At 61.3% G+C, this 17,070-nt stretch carries 11 protein-coding genes; 3 read left to right on the forward strand and 8 right to left on the reverse strand.

Going from position 1 to position 17,070, the window contains the following annotated elements; all coding sequences use genetic code 11:
* The first annotated feature begins 1 nt into the window (after position 1).
* The 3 genes from hutH to FHP24_RS20615 are packed head-to-tail and all read left to right on the forward strand — an operon-like array spanning position 2 to position 3,828.
* Positions 2-1,537 carry a histidine ammonia-lyase gene (hutH, locus tag FHP24_RS20605; RefSeq protein ID WP_139678113.1) on the forward strand — a complete coding sequence of 512 codons (1,536 nt, stop codon included), beginning with the start codon at positions 2-4 and terminating at the stop codon, positions 1,535-1,537.
* A 28-nt stretch (positions 1,538-1,565) separates the two neighbouring features.
* A complete protein-coding gene (gene hutU / locus FHP24_RS20610) occupies positions 1,566-3,251 on the forward strand; it encodes a urocanate hydratase (RefSeq protein WP_139678114.1) in 1,686 nt (561 codons plus the stop codon).
* A 4-nt stretch (positions 3,252-3,255) separates the two neighbouring features.
* On the forward strand, positions 3,256-3,828 hold the full coding sequence (locus tag FHP24_RS20615) for a HutD/Ves family protein (RefSeq protein ID WP_139678115.1): 573 nt from the start codon (positions 3,256-3,258) through the stop codon (positions 3,826-3,828).
* A gap of 148 nt (positions 3,829-3,976) precedes the next feature.
* Here the strand turns inward: FHP24_RS20615 and FHP24_RS20620 are convergent, their stop codons facing one another.
* The 8 genes from FHP24_RS20620 to FHP24_RS20655 all read right to left on the reverse strand — a co-directional run bounded on the left by FHP24_RS20620 (position 3,977) and on the right by FHP24_RS20655 (position 17,062).
* The gene (locus FHP24_RS20620) at positions 3,977-5,722 is read right to left on the reverse strand and encodes a sulfite reductase subunit alpha (protein WP_210237849.1); all 1,746 of its coding nucleotides are present in this window, start codon (positions 5,720-5,722) and stop codon (positions 3,977-3,979) included.
* Positions 5,723-5,729: 7 nt separating this feature from the next.
* Positions 5,730-11,225 carry a glutamate synthase-related protein gene (locus tag FHP24_RS20625; protein ID WP_139678116.1) on the reverse strand — a complete coding sequence of 1,832 codons (5,496 nt, stop codon included), beginning with the start codon at positions 11,223-11,225 and terminating at the stop codon, positions 5,730-5,732.
* A 218-nt stretch (positions 11,226-11,443) separates the two neighbouring features.
* A complete protein-coding gene (locus tag FHP24_RS20630) occupies positions 11,444-12,298 on the reverse strand; it encodes a D-amino-acid transaminase (RefSeq protein WP_139678117.1) in 855 nt (284 codons plus the stop codon).
* Between the two features lie 102 nt (positions 12,299-12,400).
* The gene (locus FHP24_RS20635; protein WP_139678118.1) at positions 12,401-13,315 is read right to left on the reverse strand and encodes a LysR family transcriptional regulator; all 915 of its coding nucleotides are present in this window, start codon (positions 13,313-13,315) and stop codon (positions 12,401-12,403) included.
* A 5-nt stretch (positions 13,316-13,320) separates the two neighbouring features.
* Positions 13,321-13,980 (reverse strand): aspartate/glutamate racemase family protein, encoded by a 660-nt coding sequence (locus FHP24_RS20640; protein ID WP_139678119.1) that lies wholly within the window; start codon positions 13,978-13,980, stop codon positions 13,321-13,323.
* A complete protein-coding gene (hydA, locus tag FHP24_RS20645) occupies positions 13,977-15,437 on the reverse strand; it encodes a dihydropyrimidinase (protein WP_139678120.1) in 1,461 nt (486 codons plus the stop codon). The genes FHP24_RS20640 and hydA overlap by 4 nt, the downstream gene beginning before the upstream one ends.
* A gap of 12 nt (positions 15,438-15,449) precedes the next feature.
* Entirely contained in the window at positions 15,450-16,376 is a 927-nt protein-coding gene (locus FHP24_RS20650; RefSeq protein WP_139678121.1) for an N-carbamoyl-D-amino-acid hydrolase, read from the reverse strand.
* Between the two features lie 20 nt (positions 16,377-16,396).
* The gene (locus FHP24_RS20655; protein ID WP_139678122.1) at positions 16,397-17,062 is read right to left on the reverse strand and encodes an amino acid ABC transporter permease; all 666 of its coding nucleotides are present in this window, start codon (positions 17,060-17,062) and stop codon (positions 16,397-16,399) included.
* Positions 17,063-17,070: the final 8 nt, after the last annotated feature.

Consider the following 17,070-nt stretch of genomic DNA (forward strand, 5'->3'; position numbering starts at 1 on the left):
CATGACGATCACACTTCATCCGGGCAGCGTCCCGCTTGCCGATCTTGCCAATATCTACTGGAACAACGAGGCCGCTGTTCTCGGTCGTTCCTTCGATGCGGGCATCGAGAAAGCCGCCCGCCGTATCGCCGAAATCGCTGCCGGCAACGCGCCGGTCTACGGCATCAACACAGGTTTCGGCAAACTCGCCTCGATCAAGATCGACAGTGCCGATCTTGCCACCCTGCAGCGCAATCTCATCCTTTCCCATTGCTGCGGCATCGGTGCGCCTTTGCCGGAAAATGTCGTGCGCCTGATCATGGCTTTGAAGCTGATCTCGCTCGGCCGGGGCGCTTCGGGCGTTCGGCTGGAACTGATACGGCTGATCGAGGGAATGCTCGAAAAGGGCGTCATCCCGGTCATTCCCGAAAAAGGCTCTGTCGGCGCCTCCGGAGATCTTGCTCCGCTTGCCCATATGGCCGCCGCGATGATGGGCGAGGGCGAAGCCTTTTTCGGCGGTGAGCGACTGGGTTCGGCCGATGCCCTGGCCAAGGCCGGACTGACACCCGTCGTGCTGGCCGCCAAGGAAGGACTGGCGCTGATCAACGGCACCCAGACTTCGACCGCGCTGGCGCTGGCCGGCCTTTTTCGCGCCCATCGCGCCGCCCAGACGGCGCTTGTCACCGGTGCGCTGTCAACGGATGCCGCGATGGGCTCATCGGCGCCCTTTCATCCGGATATCCATACGTTGCGTGGCCACAAGGGGCAGATCGATGCCGGCGCTGCACTGCGCAACCTGCTCGAAGGCTCGGAAATCCGCGCCAGCCATATCGAAGGCGACGAGCGTGTTCAGGATCCCTATTGCATCCGCTGCCAGCCGCAGGTCGATGGCGCCTGCCTTGATATCTTGCGCCAGGTGGCGCGCACGCTGGAAATCGAAGCCAATGCCGTGACAGACAATCCATTGGTGCTCTCGGATAATTCGGTTGTCTCGGGCGGAAATTTCCACGCGGAACCCGTCGCCTTTGCCGCCGACCAGACAGCGCTCGCGATCTGCGAGATTGGTGCGATCGCGCAGCGCCGCATCGCTCTGCTGGTCGATCCGGCCCTCTCCTACGGACTGCCGGCCTTCCTGTCGAAAAAGCCGGGGCTGAATTCCGGTCTGATGATTGCAGAAGTGACCTCGGCGGCGCTGATGAGCGAAAACAAGCAGATGTCGCACCCGGCATCCGTGGATTCGACGCCAACCTCCGCCAATCAGGAAGACCATGTGTCGATGGCCTGCCACGGCGCGCGTCGCCTGCTGGTCATGACGGAAAACCTGTTCGGCATTCTCGGCATTGAGGCACTTGCCGCCGTGCAGGGCGTTGAATTGCGCGGTCCGTTGAAGACCAGCCCGGAGCTGGAAAAAGCCGCAGGCGTGCTCCGCGCTTCCGTGTCGTCGCTCGAAGATGATCGCTATATGGCGCCGGATCTTGCCGCCGCATCGGGGCTGATTGCTTCAGGAGCGCTCGCGGCTGCCATTTCGCCCGGCATCCTGCCGGTGCTGGACATCTGATCACAAAAGAACAACGGGAACAGAAGCAATGACCAATCCGCGCCACAATATCCGCGATGTCCGCTCCCCCCGGGGAAACGAACTCAACGCCAAAAGCTGGATGACCGAAGCGCCGCTGCGCATGCTGATGAACAATCTCGATCCCGACGTGGCGGAAAACCCGCATGAATTGGTCGTCTATGGCGGCATCGGCCGTGCTGCCCGCACCTGGGACGATTTCGACAAGATTGTTGCAACGCTCAAGACATTGACCGAGGAAGAGACGCTGCTCGTCCAATCCGGCAAGCCGGTCGGCGTATTCCGCACCCACAAGGATGCGCCTCGTGTGCTGATCGCCAATTCCAACCTCGTGCCGCATTGGGCGACTTGGGACCATTTCAACGAGCTGGATAAGAAGGGACTGGCCATGTACGGCCAGATGACTGCCGGTTCGTGGATCTATATTGGCACGCAGGGCATCGTGCAGGGCACGTACGAAACCTTCGTCGAGGCCGGCCGCCAGCATTATGACGGCAGCCTTAAAGGCAAGTGGATATTGACCGGCGGCCTCGGCGGCATGGGCGGCGCCCAGCCACTCGCAGCGGTCATGGCCGGGGCCTGCTGCCTTGCCGTCGAATGCGACGAAACCCGCATCGATTTCCGCCTGCGCACCCGTTACGTAGACGCCAAGGCAAAGACGCTGGACGAAGCATTGGCCCTGATCGAAGAATGGACTGCTAAGGGCGAAGCCAAATCCGTCGGTCTGCTCGGCAATGCCGCCGAAATCTTTCCGGAACTGGTCAAGCGCATGCAGGCCGGCGGCCCGCGCCCAGACATCGTCACCGACCAGACCTCGGCGCATGATCCGCGCAACGGCTATCTGCCGATCGGGTGGACAGTCGAGGAAGCCAAGGCCAAGCGCGAGAGCGATCCGAAGTCGGTTGAAGTCGCTGCCCGCGCTTCGATGAAAGCCCATGTCGAAGCCATGGTCGCCTTTTGGGATGCCGGCGTGCCGACACTCGATTACGGCAACAACATCCGTCAGGTCGCCAAGGATGAGGGCCTGGAAAATGCCTTTGCCTTTCCGGGTTTTGTCCCGGCCTATATCCGCCCGCTCTTTTGCCGCGGCATCGGCCCGTTCCGCTGGGCCACCCTTTCCGGCGATCCAGAGGATATCTACAAGACCGATGCCAAGGTGAAGGAGCTGCTGCCTGACAACAAACACCTGCATAACTGGCTGGACATGGCGCGCGAGCGCATTGCCTTCCAGGGCCTGCCGGCCCGTATTTGCTGGGTTGGCCTTGGTGACCGCCACAAGCTCGGTCTTGCCTTCAACGAAATGGTGCGCAACGGCGAGCTTTCCGCTCCAATCGTCATCGGCCGCGACCATCTCGATTCAGGCTCCGTCGCCTCGCCCAACCGCGAGACGGAAGCGATGAAGGATGGATCGGATGCCGTGTCCGACTGGCCGCTCCTGAACGCGCTGCTCAACACCGCATCGGGCGCGACATGGGTGTCTCTGCATCACGGCGGCGGGGTCGGCATGGGGTATTCGCAGCATTCCGGCATGGTGATCTGCGCCGACGGCTCGGAAGACGCCGATCGCCGTCTGGAGCGCGTGTTGTGGAACGACCCGGCAACCGGCGTCATGCGCCATGCGGATGCAGGTTATGAGATCGCAGTGGAATGCGCGACCGAAAAGGGGCTTCGTCTGCCCGGCATCCTCGGAAACTGAGCCGATGCGCATTCTTCGCGCAGCCGATCACAAGCGCATGCCGTGGAAAAACGGCAAGGGAGAGACGGTCGAGATTGCCGTCTTTCCCGATGGCGCAACCGTCGATACGTTCGACTGGCGCGTCAGCATGGCGCCCGTGGTCTCCGATGGCCCATTCTCCATTTTCGAATGCATTGACCGGACGCTCAGCATTTTGACTGGCGAGGGCATGATGCTTTCGGTTGAAGGTTTGGCGCCGATATTGCTCGGCCCCAAGTCGCCGCCATTTTCGTTTCGAGGCGATGCGAAGACCGAAGCCGTGCTTCAGGCGGGGCCGATTACCGATCTCAATGTCATGACCCGGCGCGGGCATTTTTCGCACCGGGTGACGCGGTTCGCGCAGGCTGGCGAGATCGGGTTCCCTTCGGAGGTGGCGTGGGTGATCGTCATTGTGACGGGAAATGCGAAGGTCGCGCAGGTCGAGCTTAACTCGCTCGACGCTATGATCCTCGAAAATGCAACGGAGTGCGGCGAGCTGAGAATTGAAACTCCGGAGTCTTATTTCGTCATCGAGATCGTTGCATCGGCGAGCGATTGATGTCTTCGGTCAAGGCGGGTTTCTGCTTCACCGGTAGCATGACAAGATATTCGCTGCCGCTTCATATGCGGCGAGCCGGAAATGCGGCACCCGCGTGGCCGCGCCCGTTAAGTTTCAATCTCGCACAAACATTTGTCCGGGTGGTACGTCAATAGACATCCCGCAGATATCGCTTGTCTCGCTTCAGGCCTGCCAGATAATCGGCCGCCTTTTCCGGCGTCATGCCGCCATGTTCGACGATGATCTCGCCGAGTGCGGTATCGACATCGCGCGCCATGCGGCTGGCATCGCCGCAGACATAGAAGGATGCGCCGTCCTCCAGCCAGGAAAACAGCGCCTTGCCGTTTTCCTTCATCCGGGTCTGAACGTAGATCTTGGCATCCTGATCGCGCGAGAAGGCGAGGTCGAGGCGGGTGAGCAGGCCGTCTCGGCTCATGGTGGAAAGCTCGTCTTCGTAGATGAAATCGCTGTCACGGCGCTGGTCACCGAAGAACAGCCAGTTGCGGCCCTTTGCGCCGCTAGCGCGGCGTTCCTGCAGGAAGGCACGGAAGGGCGCGATGCCGGTGCCGGGACCGACCATGATCATCGGCGCATCGTCATTTCCCGGTACGCGAAAAGCCTTGTTCGGCGAGACGAAGATGCCTGCGGAGGCACCCTCGGCAACCCGATCCGCCATATAGGTCGAGCACACGCCGCCGCGATCACGGTTGGCGGCGTGGTAGCGGACGCTTGCAACGGTGAGATGGACGCGACCCTCTGCCTCTTTCGGGCTGGACGAGATCGAATAGGCGCGGTGCTGCAGCGGCTTCAGAAGGCTGATGAAGTCGCCGGCATTCAGGCTGCCTTCGGGAATGAGCGAGATCAGGTCGAGTGTGTCCTTGCTCCAGAGGAACGCGTCGAGTGCCTCCTTGTCGCCTTTGCGGACGACATGGGTGAGTTCCTCGTGGTCGGCGCGGCGTTCGACTTCGGCAATCAGGTCGCGTGAAGGCGTCGAGATTTCGTACTGGGTCGAGAGCAGCGCGCCGAGTGAGCCACCACTGACTTCTGTTTCAGTCGAAGCGCTGAGCCTCGCGATCAGCAGATCGACCAATGCCGGATCGTTGACCGGCATGACGCCGAGTGCGTCGCCCGCCTCGTAGATAAGACCGCTGTCTGCAAGATCGAATTCGAAGTGACGGATTTCCTTGGATGAGGCCGGACCGGACAGGCAGCGGTTCACCGCCATTGTCGAGGAATAGGGGTTCTTGCGGCTCCAGCCGGTTGCTTCGCGCGACAGGTTTGGCGCCACGGTGGTGGTGGCAGCCGCGACGGGCTTTTCGGCGGCAAGCGGCAGGGTTTCGCCGAGCCATGCGGCTGCGGCATCTTCGAAATCAATATCGCAATCGAGACGGGTCGCGATGCGCGTGGCGCCGAGCTGCTCGAGGCGCGTATCGATCAGCTTGCCCGCCTGGCAGAAGCCGTCATAGCCGGTATCGCCGAGTGCAAGCACGGCAAACTTCATGCCCTCGAGGCGCGGCGCGGTATCGGCAGACAAGGCCTCCCAGAAAAGCTGGGCATTGTCCGGCATCTCGCCCTCGCCATAGGTGGAGGTGACGATTACCACATGGCGCATGGCATCGAGTGCGTCCATCTCGATATCGTCGAGGCCGCGCACCTCCGGCGCCATGCCAAGGCTTTTGGCGGAAGCCGCGGCATCCATTGCCAGATTTTCGGCATTGCCGGTCTGGGTGCCGTAGAGGATGTGAATCGTCTGCGCAGCGTCGGCGGCAGGGGCGCTGGCAATGCTCTCACCGGCGATAAGGCGCGAATTCAGCCCGGCCATGAAGCCGGAAAGCCAGGCGCGCTGGTCGCTGTTGAAGGGCGCTTCCTCGGGAATATGTGGGATCATCATCATCCGGGTCTCACGATCTGACCGTTGCAAGGCTGCCGACAGCCTTGGCTGCAAACAGTTCCTCAAAGCTCGGGATGCGGCCGATCCGGTCGCGGTTGCTTTGCGTCTGCTGGATAATCCAGCCGTAGGTGCCAGGGCTGTCGATCGACAGCGTGTTGCGGCCGGCAAGCGCCTGGCGATAGTCCGACAGGCGCTTTTCGGAGACGAGAACAGCAAGATCCTGATCGTCGTAATCGGCAATCGCCTCTCGGGCATAACGCGAGAGCTTCTGCATCAGCGCAAAATCCTCCGTCAGGATCAGGTTGCGCACCGCCTTTTCCACCGCCGGTTCGGATGGTCCGAGCGCGTTCGGCACGCGGGCCATAGCGAGCGACTGGGCCATCGACAGAACCGTGTAATTGTTCAGCAGCGTGAACATGTCCTGCGTATCCGTCTCGCCGTGGCCCGGAGCCTTGCCGTTGAGGATCGGCTTGCGGTCGCGATAGGCGAGCTTGAACTTGCGAACCTGATGGCCGGCCAGCGCCGTCGACAGTTCCTCGATCAGATCCTTGCGGCTCTTCGCCTTCAGGATGGCATCGCTGTCCTGATAGAGCAGCAGCGCGCGCGGCAGGCAGTAGACGAAATTCGACCGCTCGCTCTCGAAGTTTTCGAGCAGCCATCGCGCCTTTTCCGATCCGGTGGCTTCTACATGCCATTCCAGCATCATCCGGATCGCATCCGCATGGAAAGCCACATACGGATCGGTCGGATCGGCGATCGAACCGATCAGGATCGAGTCATGGCTCATCTTCTTCGGCAGGTCGCGATAGGGATCGTACTGATAGAAGAAGCCGCCGCTCATGCCGTTGCCGACACCCTTGCCGAATGCGCCGAGATTGAGCACGGCACCGTTGGTCATGTATTCGCAGCAGAAATCGCCGACCCCTTCGACGACGGCGGTGGATCCGGAATTGCGCACGGCAAACCGGTCGCCCGCCTGGCCTTCGACGAAGAGCCGGCCGCCGGTCGCACCGAACAGGGCGAAATTGCCGATCAGCACGTTACCGCCCGCTTCATGCGAGCCGCCGCCCGGTGAGCGGACGGAAATCGTGCCGCCATTGGCGCTCTTGGCCACGCCGTCATTGCAGGTGCCGGTATGGGTCAGCATCATGCCGTCATTGCAGAACGCGCCGTAGGACTGGCCGGCCGAGCCGGATGTTGCGATCTTCACAGAGCCTGCGTCGAGGAAACGGCGGCCGCGCTTGTCCTGCCGCACGGCCGGAAGGTGACGGGTCTCGTCCTCGGTCAGTTCGTGGTTCAGCATTCGCTCGATATCGACCGCCAACTGTCCGCCGACGCTCTTGTTGCAGTTGTTGAGATGCTGGTTGCCGCCAAGCTCCACCACCGGCAGGCCGCCATCGATCAGCGCCGAGCGCACCATGTCGATGAAGGCATCATCGACCGCGTAATCCTTTTCCATATAGACCGGATCGGTGATCTTCACCTCCTCGACCACCTGCAGCATCGCACGGAGGTCAAGCTGTCCGACGCTGGACGGATGATCGAGGAGGTGAAGAAGATCGCTGCGGCCACGCGCCTCACGGAGAGACCTGAAGCCGAGCGACGCAAGGATTTCGCGTGTTTCATGCGCGATGTTGAGCAGGTATTGCGCCAATGCCCGTGGGTCGCCGTCAAACACTTCAGCGTTGGTGGTGAGGCCTGCCGGGCACTTGATGTTGCAGTTCTTCGCCATGACGCATTTCAGCATCATCAGCGCCGTCGTGCCGAATTCAAAGCTGTCGCCGCCGAGAAGCGCCGACTTGACCACGTCGCTCGCCGTCTGGTGCGCGCCCGAGCAACGCAGAAGAACCTTCTGGCGCAGGCCGTTTGCGCGGAGCGCCTGATGCACTTCGGCGATGCCGATTTCGGCGGCGCGGCCGGTATATTTGAGGCTGGTGACGGCAGCAGCCCCGGTGCCGCCGGTATTGCCGGCGACGTTGATGACATCGGCGCCGGCCTTGGCGACCCCGACCGCGATCGTGCCGATACCTTCCGATGAGACCAGCTTGACGATGACGCGCACGCGTGCCGCCTTGCAGTCATGAATCAGCTGCGCCAGATCCTCGATCGAATAGGTATCGTGATGTGGTGGGGGCGAAACGAGTTCGACACCCGGCGTACCGCCACGCGCAGCCGCGATCTCGACCGTCACCTTGGCGGCCGGCAACTGGCCGCCTTCGCCGGGCTTGGCGCCTTGTCCGATCTTGATTTCCAGCTCTTCCAGCATCGGATCGGCGAGGTAGCCTGCCCAGATGCCGAAACGACCCGATGCGAATTGCTTGATACGCGAGGCGCGGATCGTGCCGTAACGCGAGATGTGTTCGCCGCCTTCGCCGGAATTCGACATGCCTCCGACCATGTTGGCGCCGTGGGCGACCGCTTCGTGCGCGCTGGATACAAGCGCGCCATGGCTCATGGCGCCGGAGGCGAGAAGTGGCGTGATTTCGCTTGCCGGCTGCACATCTTCCAGTGCGATTCCGGCAGGCGCGGTGTCGAGATGCTTCAAATAGACCAGTGCCTGACCTTCCGCATGGATGGCAAGAGCGCCGCCCTCGAGCCAATGGCCGAGAATGTCGGTGCCGAAACGAACGACAAGCGACTGTCCGAGCGCCGCAAGCCGGGCAAGATCGCCGCCCTGCGGACCGGTCAGTGTCAGGCGGAAGAGGTCGTCGGGCAAGGCTTCGCAGGTCAGCCCGCGCACGAGAAAGCTGTTATTGCCCTTGCGGGAAAAACGCTTCATCTCCTTGCGGAAATCGTCCGGAGAGGTGGCATAGGTGATATCTGCCGGGAAGGCCAGAACATCGCGAAGCGCGGCAGGACGACGGGCGCGCTCTTCCGTCATCATCCGTGCGAAGGCGCGGTAGCCTGGCGTGATGGTAAAGCGGTCGATCGCGTCTGAAGACAGCCGATCGTAGCTTGTATTCGTATAGGCCGCGTCGTCGATGCCGAAGGCGTCATCGAGGCGATTGAGGGTGAGCAGGCGCAGGAAAGGATCTTCTTCGCCATCCGACTCGGCGAAGGAGGGCTTTTCCTCCGTCATGTCGACGAAACCGCGCACGGCCGTAGTACCGAAGGAATGGCCGGCACCTTCGGCGCGTTCCTTGAACAGGCCGAGCAGCGGAATGTCGTCTTCACCCTTCACTGTCAGTGCCTTGGCGTGCCAGTCGGCAACGGCCTGGGCGATGACCTTGAAGTTAACGCCGCCAACCGGCGTCTTCACATTGGGGAAATAACGCTTCAGAACCGGATCGCTGGTATCGAGAAAATTCGGCTCGAAGAATTCGCCGCTGACATAGCTTTCGGCCGTGCAGAGGCCGACCTTGCCCATGGTCTTCATCAGTGACTTTTCGGCCGCCTTGGCGAAGCGCTTGAAAGCTTTATCCGCTTCAGCCGCAAACTTCTCCTCGGCGCGGAACTGCACGCCGAGCGGATAGACTGCCGACGCGCCGAAACCCAAGGCGGTTGCGACGTGGTGGGACGACGAGATCTGGCCGCTTTCAACCACCAGCGAAACGCGCAGACGCGCGCCTTCCTCGATCAGTTTCTGGTTGATCGCCGAGACGACGAGGATCATCGGCAGGGCTGCACGGTTGCGCGCCACATGCCGGTCGGTAATGACGGCAATGCCGCCCTCTTCGCGGGCGAAAGCAGCGATCGCACTGCACAGCCGGCCGATGCTGGCCTCAAGGGCCTGTGCATTGCTTTCGGTATCATCGAGCACCGGCGTGTAGAGCATCTCGAAGCGGCGAACCGGGGTTTCCGTTTGTTCGCGCAGCTTCAGCATGTCGAGATGGGTGAGGATGGGCGAGGGTACGACGATCTGCCGTGCCGCCTTTGCGCCGATATTCGGCTTGGCACCGAGCGCGATGCGCAGCGTCATGCCGTCGGCTTCGCGAATGCTGTCGAGCGGCGGGTTGGTGACCTGGGCAAAACGCTGCGAAAAATACTTTGCGACGCCGCCTTCCTGGTCCGACAGGGCGTTGATGGCATTACCGTAGCCCATGGCGGAAATCTTTTCCGCGCCGGTTGCCAGCATCGGATCCATCAGGAACTTGAAGCTTTCCTGATTGTGGGAATAGGCGACGTAACGCTGGTGGCGCTCCAGATCGCCATTGTAACGCAGCGGCGAGCCCTGAGCTTCTGCCGGGATTTCCGGCAGGTCACCGAGACGCACGCGCGCGTCGGCCAGAAGATCGCGATAGGGCTTGCGGGCGGCCAGCATTTCGAGAGCTTCGACAGTTGCATAGCTGCGCTTTTCGACGTGGTCGTAAACCAGCATGCCACCGGCTTCGATGCGGCCGCGATGGCGCACGGTTTCCGGCGGGAAGGCGATCTGGCCGGCTTCCGACATGACGCAGAGATATTCGTCGGTCTCGACAGTACGCAGCGGACGCAGGCCGAGTCGGTCCAGCCTTGCGCCGATGACGTCGCCATTGCCGAAGATCAGCGCCGCCGGGCCGTCATTCTTCTCCTCGTAGAGAGAGAAATATTCGAGCATGGCGACGACTTCGGCCGATAGCGTCTCGTCGTTTTCCCATGCCGGCGGCATCATCGAGACGACGGCAGTCACCAGATCCAGGCCGTCTTCCAGAATGCGGGACTGCAGCGTCTGGTCGAGACGGCAGCTATCCGACTGTCCCTTGGGGCGGATGATCGCAGCGTTTTTCGCGGCGGCAATCGCCGCTTCAGACAGGCGGTTCTTTCGGTCGGTGTTCAGCTCGCCATTATGCGCCATCTGCCGGAACGGCTGGGCCATCGACGGATGCGGGTCCGTGTTGGTGGAAAACCGCGTGTGGAAATACATGGTGTGGATCGTGTGATCAGGGTCCACCAGATCGCGGAAATAGGGAATGACCTCGTTGGAGTTGAGGCGGCCCTTCAGAACCTGCGTGCGGGCGCTGAGCGATATCGGATAAAGACCGGCAAGTTCGGCACGCGTATAGGCCTGTGCCTCGATAGCCAGCAGCGCCTTGTGGATGCGGAAATCGAATTCGATCGCCAAGGCGGATTCGCTGTGACAGCCAAACACCCATTGGCGGATCGTCAGCTGATGACGGATGGCGGCGGGGCGGATCGCGTCATTATATACCGGCACGTCACGCTTGGAGAGAATTTCAAATCCCTGTTCCGCCAATGCCGCCTCGACGACACGCTCCGCTTCCTCATGGAATGCGGGATCTGCGGGTAAGAAGAAATTGCCGACACCGAAGCGGCGCGGCTGAAGATCGGGGCGTCCGGTCAGCTTGCGGAAAAAGCCAAGAGATAGGTCCACGGAAATACCGGCTCCGTCGCCGACACCTTCGGCAGACATGCCACCGCGATGGGGAACAGCGCAAAGAGCCTCGTGTCCCTTTATCAATACGTCATGGGTCTGAACGCCGCTTTTTCGCGTTATAAAGCCGACGCCGCAGCTGCTTTTTTCTTCTGTGGGATCATATAGACCGAAGCCCTTAGTCGTCGCTTCCATGCTCAATCTCCCACAGAAAATAAGTCAACTATGCTGACCTAGATAATGTGATTTCCTGAGTCAAGTTTAATCGTTTTTGCGATGCACAACGAAATTTGAGGCGCGTTTTTTCAGCTAACTACAGACTGGCCCGTTGCGATGAAGGAGCAGTCAGCCATGTCGTGAGGCACAGCATGGATGGCGAACCCCATGCTGTGCCCGTCACGCGACGCTGGAGATCAGATGGCGCTGGCTGTCTTGTGAGCGATATAAAGCTCGCGCAGTTTCAAGCTAAGCGGGCCGGGTTTGCCGTCGCCGACCGGTTGGCCGTCGATTACCGTGACCGGCAGAACGAAATTCGTGGCCGAGGTGATGAAGGCTTCGGCCGCGTTCTTGGCTTCCTCCGGCGAGAACGGGCGTTCCTCGTAAGGAATGCCAGCCTCTTCGGCGATATCGAGCACGCTGGCACGGGTAATGCCATGCAGGATGGCGTTGGACAGCGGGCGCGTGATCAGCTTGCCGGCCTTGTCGATGATGTGAGCGGTTGCCGAGCTTGCTTCGGTGACGAAACCGTCTTCCACCAGCCATGCATCGTCGGCGCCTTTTTCCATCGCCTGCATCTTGGCCATGGACGGATAGAGCAGCTGCACGGTCTTGATGTCGCGGCGTTCCCAGCGCCAGTCGGGCAGCAACGCCACAGACATGCCGGTCTTCACCTTGGGGTTCTCGATGACCGATTTTGCCTGGGTGAAAAGGACCAGCGTCGGTTTCGGCTCTTTCGGGAAAGCGAAATCGCGGTCGGCTGCGCCGCGGGAAATCTGCAGGTAGATCAGGCCTTCCTTGAGGTCGTTACGGCGAACGATCTCGCGATGGATTTCGAGCAGTTCTTCCGCAGAGACCGGCAGCTCCATGCCCAGTTCGGCGATCGAGCGCTTCAGGCGGGCAGAATGGCCGGCATATTCCAGCAGCTTGCCGCCGATGACGCCGGTCACCTCGTAGATCGCATCGGCAAACAGGAAGCCGCGATCAAAGATGGAAACCTTGGCATCGGCTTCAGGCAGCCATTCACCATTGAGATACACGGTACGGGACAAGATACATTCTCCTTCGGGATGATGGGCGGCGTTCAGCGGATGCTACGCAGCGCCGATGGGGCAAAATGAGGGCGCCGGCCGTCGGCCGGCCTGGACTTGGGGTCACAGCACATCGCCGACGGCCCGTTTCAGTTCGGCGATGAAGCCATGCAGCAGGCGCGATCGCGGCACGCCCTTGCGGGTAATCATCACGGCTGGGATCTCGCAAGGTGGTTGGAAGGGGAGTTGAACCAGCCCCTCAGACGGCTGATAGGCAGCGCTATAGGGATCGACGATAGCAGCCCCGACCCCTGCTCCGGCAAGAACTGCCGCTGTCGCGCAATAGCGCACCTCGACACGCGGCTCATAAGTCATGCCGTCACGCTCGAAGGCGTCGCGCAGCATCTGGCCCATGCGCGATTCGACTTCCAGGCCGATGAAGCCGTGCTCCGTCAAATCGCTGACGGTTACTTCCTGACGTTCCGCGACTTCGTGACCCTTTGGAACCAGAGCCACCATATGGGTGCGTGCCAGAACCTCGACATTGACCGAAGGATGGCGTTCCAGAGCGATCGCCAGCCCCACATCGGCCGCACCGCTCTGCACTGCCTCGATCACGTGTTCGAGGCGGCGCACATCATAGGCGACGGAGACATCCGGCCGGTCCTTCAGGAACCGGGCAAGCGCCATGGGTGCCACCGTATTGCCGAGTGGCGGCGTCGATATGACGCGCAGCCGCCCCGACGTGCCATGCCGGATCGAGCGGGCTCGGGCGGAAAAGTTGCGCAGCATGCTGAAGACGGGGCGCACTTCCTCGAATAGAAGCAGCGCTTCTTCGGTCGGCTCGAGCCGCCGGTGCAAGCGTTCGAACAGGGTCACGCCGAGCTGGTTTTCGAGCTGGCGGATGCCGTTGGAAACGGCCGGCTGGGAAATGCCCAGCTGCTCGGCGGCCTCCACCGTCGTCTCGCAGCGCATCATCGCGCCGAAGATTTCGAGAAGACGTAGCGAGATATCCGGCTTGTGCTCGATCTCGGCCATGACCGCTACACGAGCACGGCGCCGAGCGCCATGGCGACAGCCGCCTGGGTCGGGTCGATGACGCGGATGCGGAGTTCTTCTTCCAGCCTGCGGCGATGGCCGGACATGCCGGCGCAGCCAAGCACGACCGCGCCCGCACCCATCTGGCGAAGCTTCGTGCCGGCCTTCAGGAGGGCTGCGTAGCTTTCTTCGCCATGGCCGCTGTCGGCGACGCTGATCGAACCTTCCAATGCCACTTCGCCGGCAAGCCTGCCATCGACGCCGAGGCGACGAAGATTGCGCAGGTGACGGGGGATAGAGGCTTCCGCCACCGCGATGACACCAAAGAGATCGGCGAGTGCCAGCGCGCTCAGGACACCGGCATCTTGGATGCCGTAAACTGGCTTGACGGTGATCGAACGGGCCAGATCAAGTCCGGGCTGCGAATAACAGGCGAGAACATAGGCTGAGGCATCCGGCCGGCTTTCGATAAGGTCTGCGGTGCGCAGCGATGCCTCGTCGACATGGCGCTGGGTGACGACGCCGGGCGGGCCTTCCTTGATCGTGATGCATTCGATCACCGGGCCGCCGGGAAACTGCATGCCGGCAACCGCTTCACGCAGTCCTTCGGTGACGTTTTCGGAACTGTTCGGATTGATGACGAGGATCGGTCCGAGTGTGCTCATGGGGCAATCTCCGCGCCAAAATTCTGGGCCGTGTCGAGTTCCTTGGCGCGGTGGCCGGGCTTGCCCGTCAGGTCGACCGGGTTGCGGGCGATGAAACGGCCGCGGCCGCGCTCCGCCTTCAGCTCACCATTCTCGACGACGACATCGCCGCGGTTCATGGTCAGAACCGGCCAGCCTTCGGTCTCCATGCCTTCGAAAGGCGTGTAGTCCATGTTGTCATGCTGATCGGCGAGCGTCGCCGTGCGACGGGCTTCCGGGTCCCATATGGCGATATCGGCATCGTAACCGGGCGCGATCGTGCCTTTCTTCGCCACACCGAAGGTCTTTGCCGCATTGGTGCTCGAAAGCGCCACGAACTGTTGTAGCGTGATGCGGCCCTTGGCGACGCCTTCGGAGAAGAGATAGGGCAGGCGCATGGCAATGCCCGGCATGCCGTTGGAAATCTTCGGGTAGGGGGCTTCCGCGCCATTGGCGAACTTGCCCGATGCATCCATGCGGTAAGGCGCGTGGTCGGAGGAGACGCTTTCGAACGTACCCGACTGCACATGTCGCCACAGCGCCACCTGTGTCGCCGCATCGCGCACCGGAGGCGAACACATGAATTTCGCGCCTTCCATGCCCGGACGGTCGAGGTCGTTGCGGGTCAGCGCCAGATATTGCGGGCAGGTTTCGGCAAACAGTTTCGTGCCGGCGAGCTTTTCGCGCTGAACGATGGCAGCACCGCCCGCGGTCGAGACATGGACGATGAAGAGCGCGGCATCAACGAGTTTCGCCAGCGAGACGGCGCGGTTGATCGCTTCTTCCTCTGCCAGTTCCGGACGGCTGATAGCATGGTATTTCGGCGCGGTCAGGCCGGATGCGGCCAGGCGCTTGTTCATCCATTTGACCATGTCGTTATTTTCGGCATGGACCATGGTCAGCGCCCCATGGGTTTTCGCCACCGTCAGAATGTCGAGCATGCCGCCGTCGCCGATGTTCATCAGGTCATAGGTCATGAAGACCTTGAAGGATGTAATGCCACGGGCAAAGACGCCCGGCAGCTCTTCCAGCACGGCTGCAGACGGATCGGAAATGATCAGGTGGTAGGAATAGTCGAGTACCGATTGCGGGGCCGCACGGCCGTCATAGGTGGCGATGACATCGGCGATCGACTGGCCGCGATGCTGGGCGGCAAACGGAATGAACGTGGAATTGCCACCGAAGGCGGCAGAGACAGAGCCCGAATAATAATCGTCGGCGGACATCAGTCCGGTCGAGCTTTCCTGGGCGATATGGGCATGTGCCTCGATACCGCCCGGAACCAACAGCTTGCCGCCCGCATCGATACGGCGAGCGCCGCCGGCGATCTTTTCACCGATTGCTGCAATACGGCCATCGACGATGCCGATATCGGCATCGAAGATATCGGACGCGGTGGCGATGCGGCCGCTATGGATGACGGTGTCGAACTCTGTCATTCTCGCTGTTCCTTAGACTTCGACGATCACGCCGGTCTGGCTGGTGATGCGGCCATAGTGTTCGATACGACGATGGCGTTCGAAATCAAAGATGGTCTTCTTGCCGAAGTCGCATTTGGCAAAGTCGCATTCTGCGATGATCAGCTCGTCTTCCTCGGTCACTGCCCTTGCGAGAATGAAGCCGTCAGGATCGACGATAATCGAGCCGCCCATCAGCGGATGGCCGTCCTCGACGCCCGCCTTGGCAATGCCGGCCACGTAGGTTGAATTCTGGTAGGCGCCCGCCTGTAGCGAAAGTTCCGAATGGAACAGGCGCTTTTCCAAGCCTTCCGCGCTCATCTGGGCGTTCACGGATGGTGTGTTGTAGCCGATCGTCACCAGTTCGACGCCTTGCAGGCCAAGGCAGCGGAAAGTTTCCGGCCAGCGGCGGTCGTTGCAGATCGCCATGCCCATGATGACGCCTTCGTTGCGCCAGACGTTGAAGCCCATGTCTCCGGGCTCGAAATAGCGCTTTTCGAGATGCTGGAAGGCGCGTTCGGTATCGTATTCCGAATGGCCGGGAAGATGGATCTTGCGGTATTTGCCGACGATATTGGCCTGTCGGTCGGTGACGATCGAGGTATTGTAATAGTGGCCGTCGGGCGTCTTTTCCGCGTAGCCGAAGGTGATGGCTATGTTCAGTTGTCGGGCGCGGTCGAAAAGCGGCTGGGTGGCGGCGTTGGGCATTTCCGTTTCGAACCAGAAATCGACCTCGGCCTGATCCTCCATGTACCATCGTGGGAAGAAGGTGGTCAGCGCCAGTTCGGGGTAAACGACCATGTCGGCGCCTTTGGAGGCTGCCTCATCGAGCAGCGCGATCATGCGCTTAACGACGCTTTCGCGGCTATCGGCCCTCTGGATGGCGCCGAGCTGGGCACCTGCAATCTTCATGACGGTCATCGGGGTTCCTTTCGAAGCAATCAGGCGGCAAGGCGCCGCTGGAAATGGCTGACGAGGCGCACGAGCGGCCACAGCAGCACGAGATAGAAGAGAGCGGCCAGCACCAGAGGTGAGGCATTGTAGGTCACCGAACGCGCCATGCCGGCATTATAAAGAAGCTCGGAGAGCGAAATGACCGAGGCGAGCGAGGTAAGCTTCACTACTTCGACCGTGTTCGACAGCAGGTCCGGCAGGACGTTTCGCACCGCCTGAGGAAGGACGACATGGATCAGCGTCTGGGCCGGGCTCAGGCCCGTCGATTCCGCCGCTTCCCATTGGCCTTTTGCGACGGATATGAGGCCGGCGCGATAGACTTCCGCATAATAGGAGGAGTTGTTGAGCAGGAAGGCGATGACGACGGCGGCAAAAGGGGAGATGTTGATGCCGGCGAAGGGCAGACCGGCATAGATGAAGATCAGCAGCACCAGCGGCGGAAGCGCCCGGAAGAGATCGGTATAGCCAATCGAGATCCAGCGCAGCCAGCGGCGTTCGCTCATATTGCCGAGCGCAACGAACAGGCCGCCGATCAGGCCGAGCAGGATGACGGCACTGCAGAGCTGCAATGTCATCCACAGTCCCTTGAAGAGCAGCGGCAACGACTTGCGCATGATGTCGATGTTGAAGAACTGATCGATAAAGATGTCCATGTCGGCCT

This window comes from Aliirhizobium smilacinae (assembly GCF_006335145.1).
Taxonomy (GTDB): Bacteria; Pseudomonadota; Alphaproteobacteria; order Rhizobiales; family Rhizobiaceae; genus Neorhizobium; species Neorhizobium smilacinae.

Excerpts from the sequence above, each read along its gene's own strand:
- hutH (WP_139678113.1), top strand. The coding sequence starts at position 2 with ATGACGATCACACTTCATCCGGGCAGCGTCCCGCTTGCCGATCTTGCC.
- FHP24_RS20655 (WP_139678122.1), bottom strand. The coding sequence starts at position 17,062 with ATGGACATCTTTATCGATCAGTTCTTCAACATCGACATCATGCGCAAG.
- FHP24_RS20635 (WP_139678118.1), bottom strand. The coding sequence starts at position 13,315 with ATGGCCGAGATCGAGCACAAGCCGGATATCTCGCTACGTCTTCTCGAA.
- FHP24_RS20620 (WP_210237849.1), bottom strand. The coding sequence starts at position 5,722 with ATGATGATGATCCCACATATTCCCGAGGAAGCGCCCTTCAACAGCGAC.
- hutU (WP_139678114.1), top strand. The coding sequence starts at position 1,566 with ATGACCAATCCGCGCCACAATATCCGCGATGTCCGCTCCCCCCGGGGA.
- hydA (WP_139678120.1), bottom strand. The coding sequence starts at position 15,437 with ATGACAGAGTTCGACACCGTCATCCATAGCGGCCGCATCGCCACCGCG.
- FHP24_RS20640 (WP_139678119.1), bottom strand. The coding sequence starts at position 13,980 with ATGAGCACACTCGGACCGATCCTCGTCATCAATCCGAACAGTTCCGAA.
- FHP24_RS20615 (WP_139678115.1), top strand. The coding sequence starts at position 3,256 with ATGCGCATTCTTCGCGCAGCCGATCACAAGCGCATGCCGTGGAAAAAC.
- FHP24_RS20625 (WP_139678116.1), bottom strand. The coding sequence starts at position 11,225 with ATGGAAGCGACGACTAAGGGCTTCGGTCTATATGATCCCACAGAAGAA.
- FHP24_RS20650 (WP_139678121.1), bottom strand. The coding sequence starts at position 16,376 with ATGACCGTCATGAAGATTGCAGGTGCCCAGCTCGGCGCCATCCAGAGG.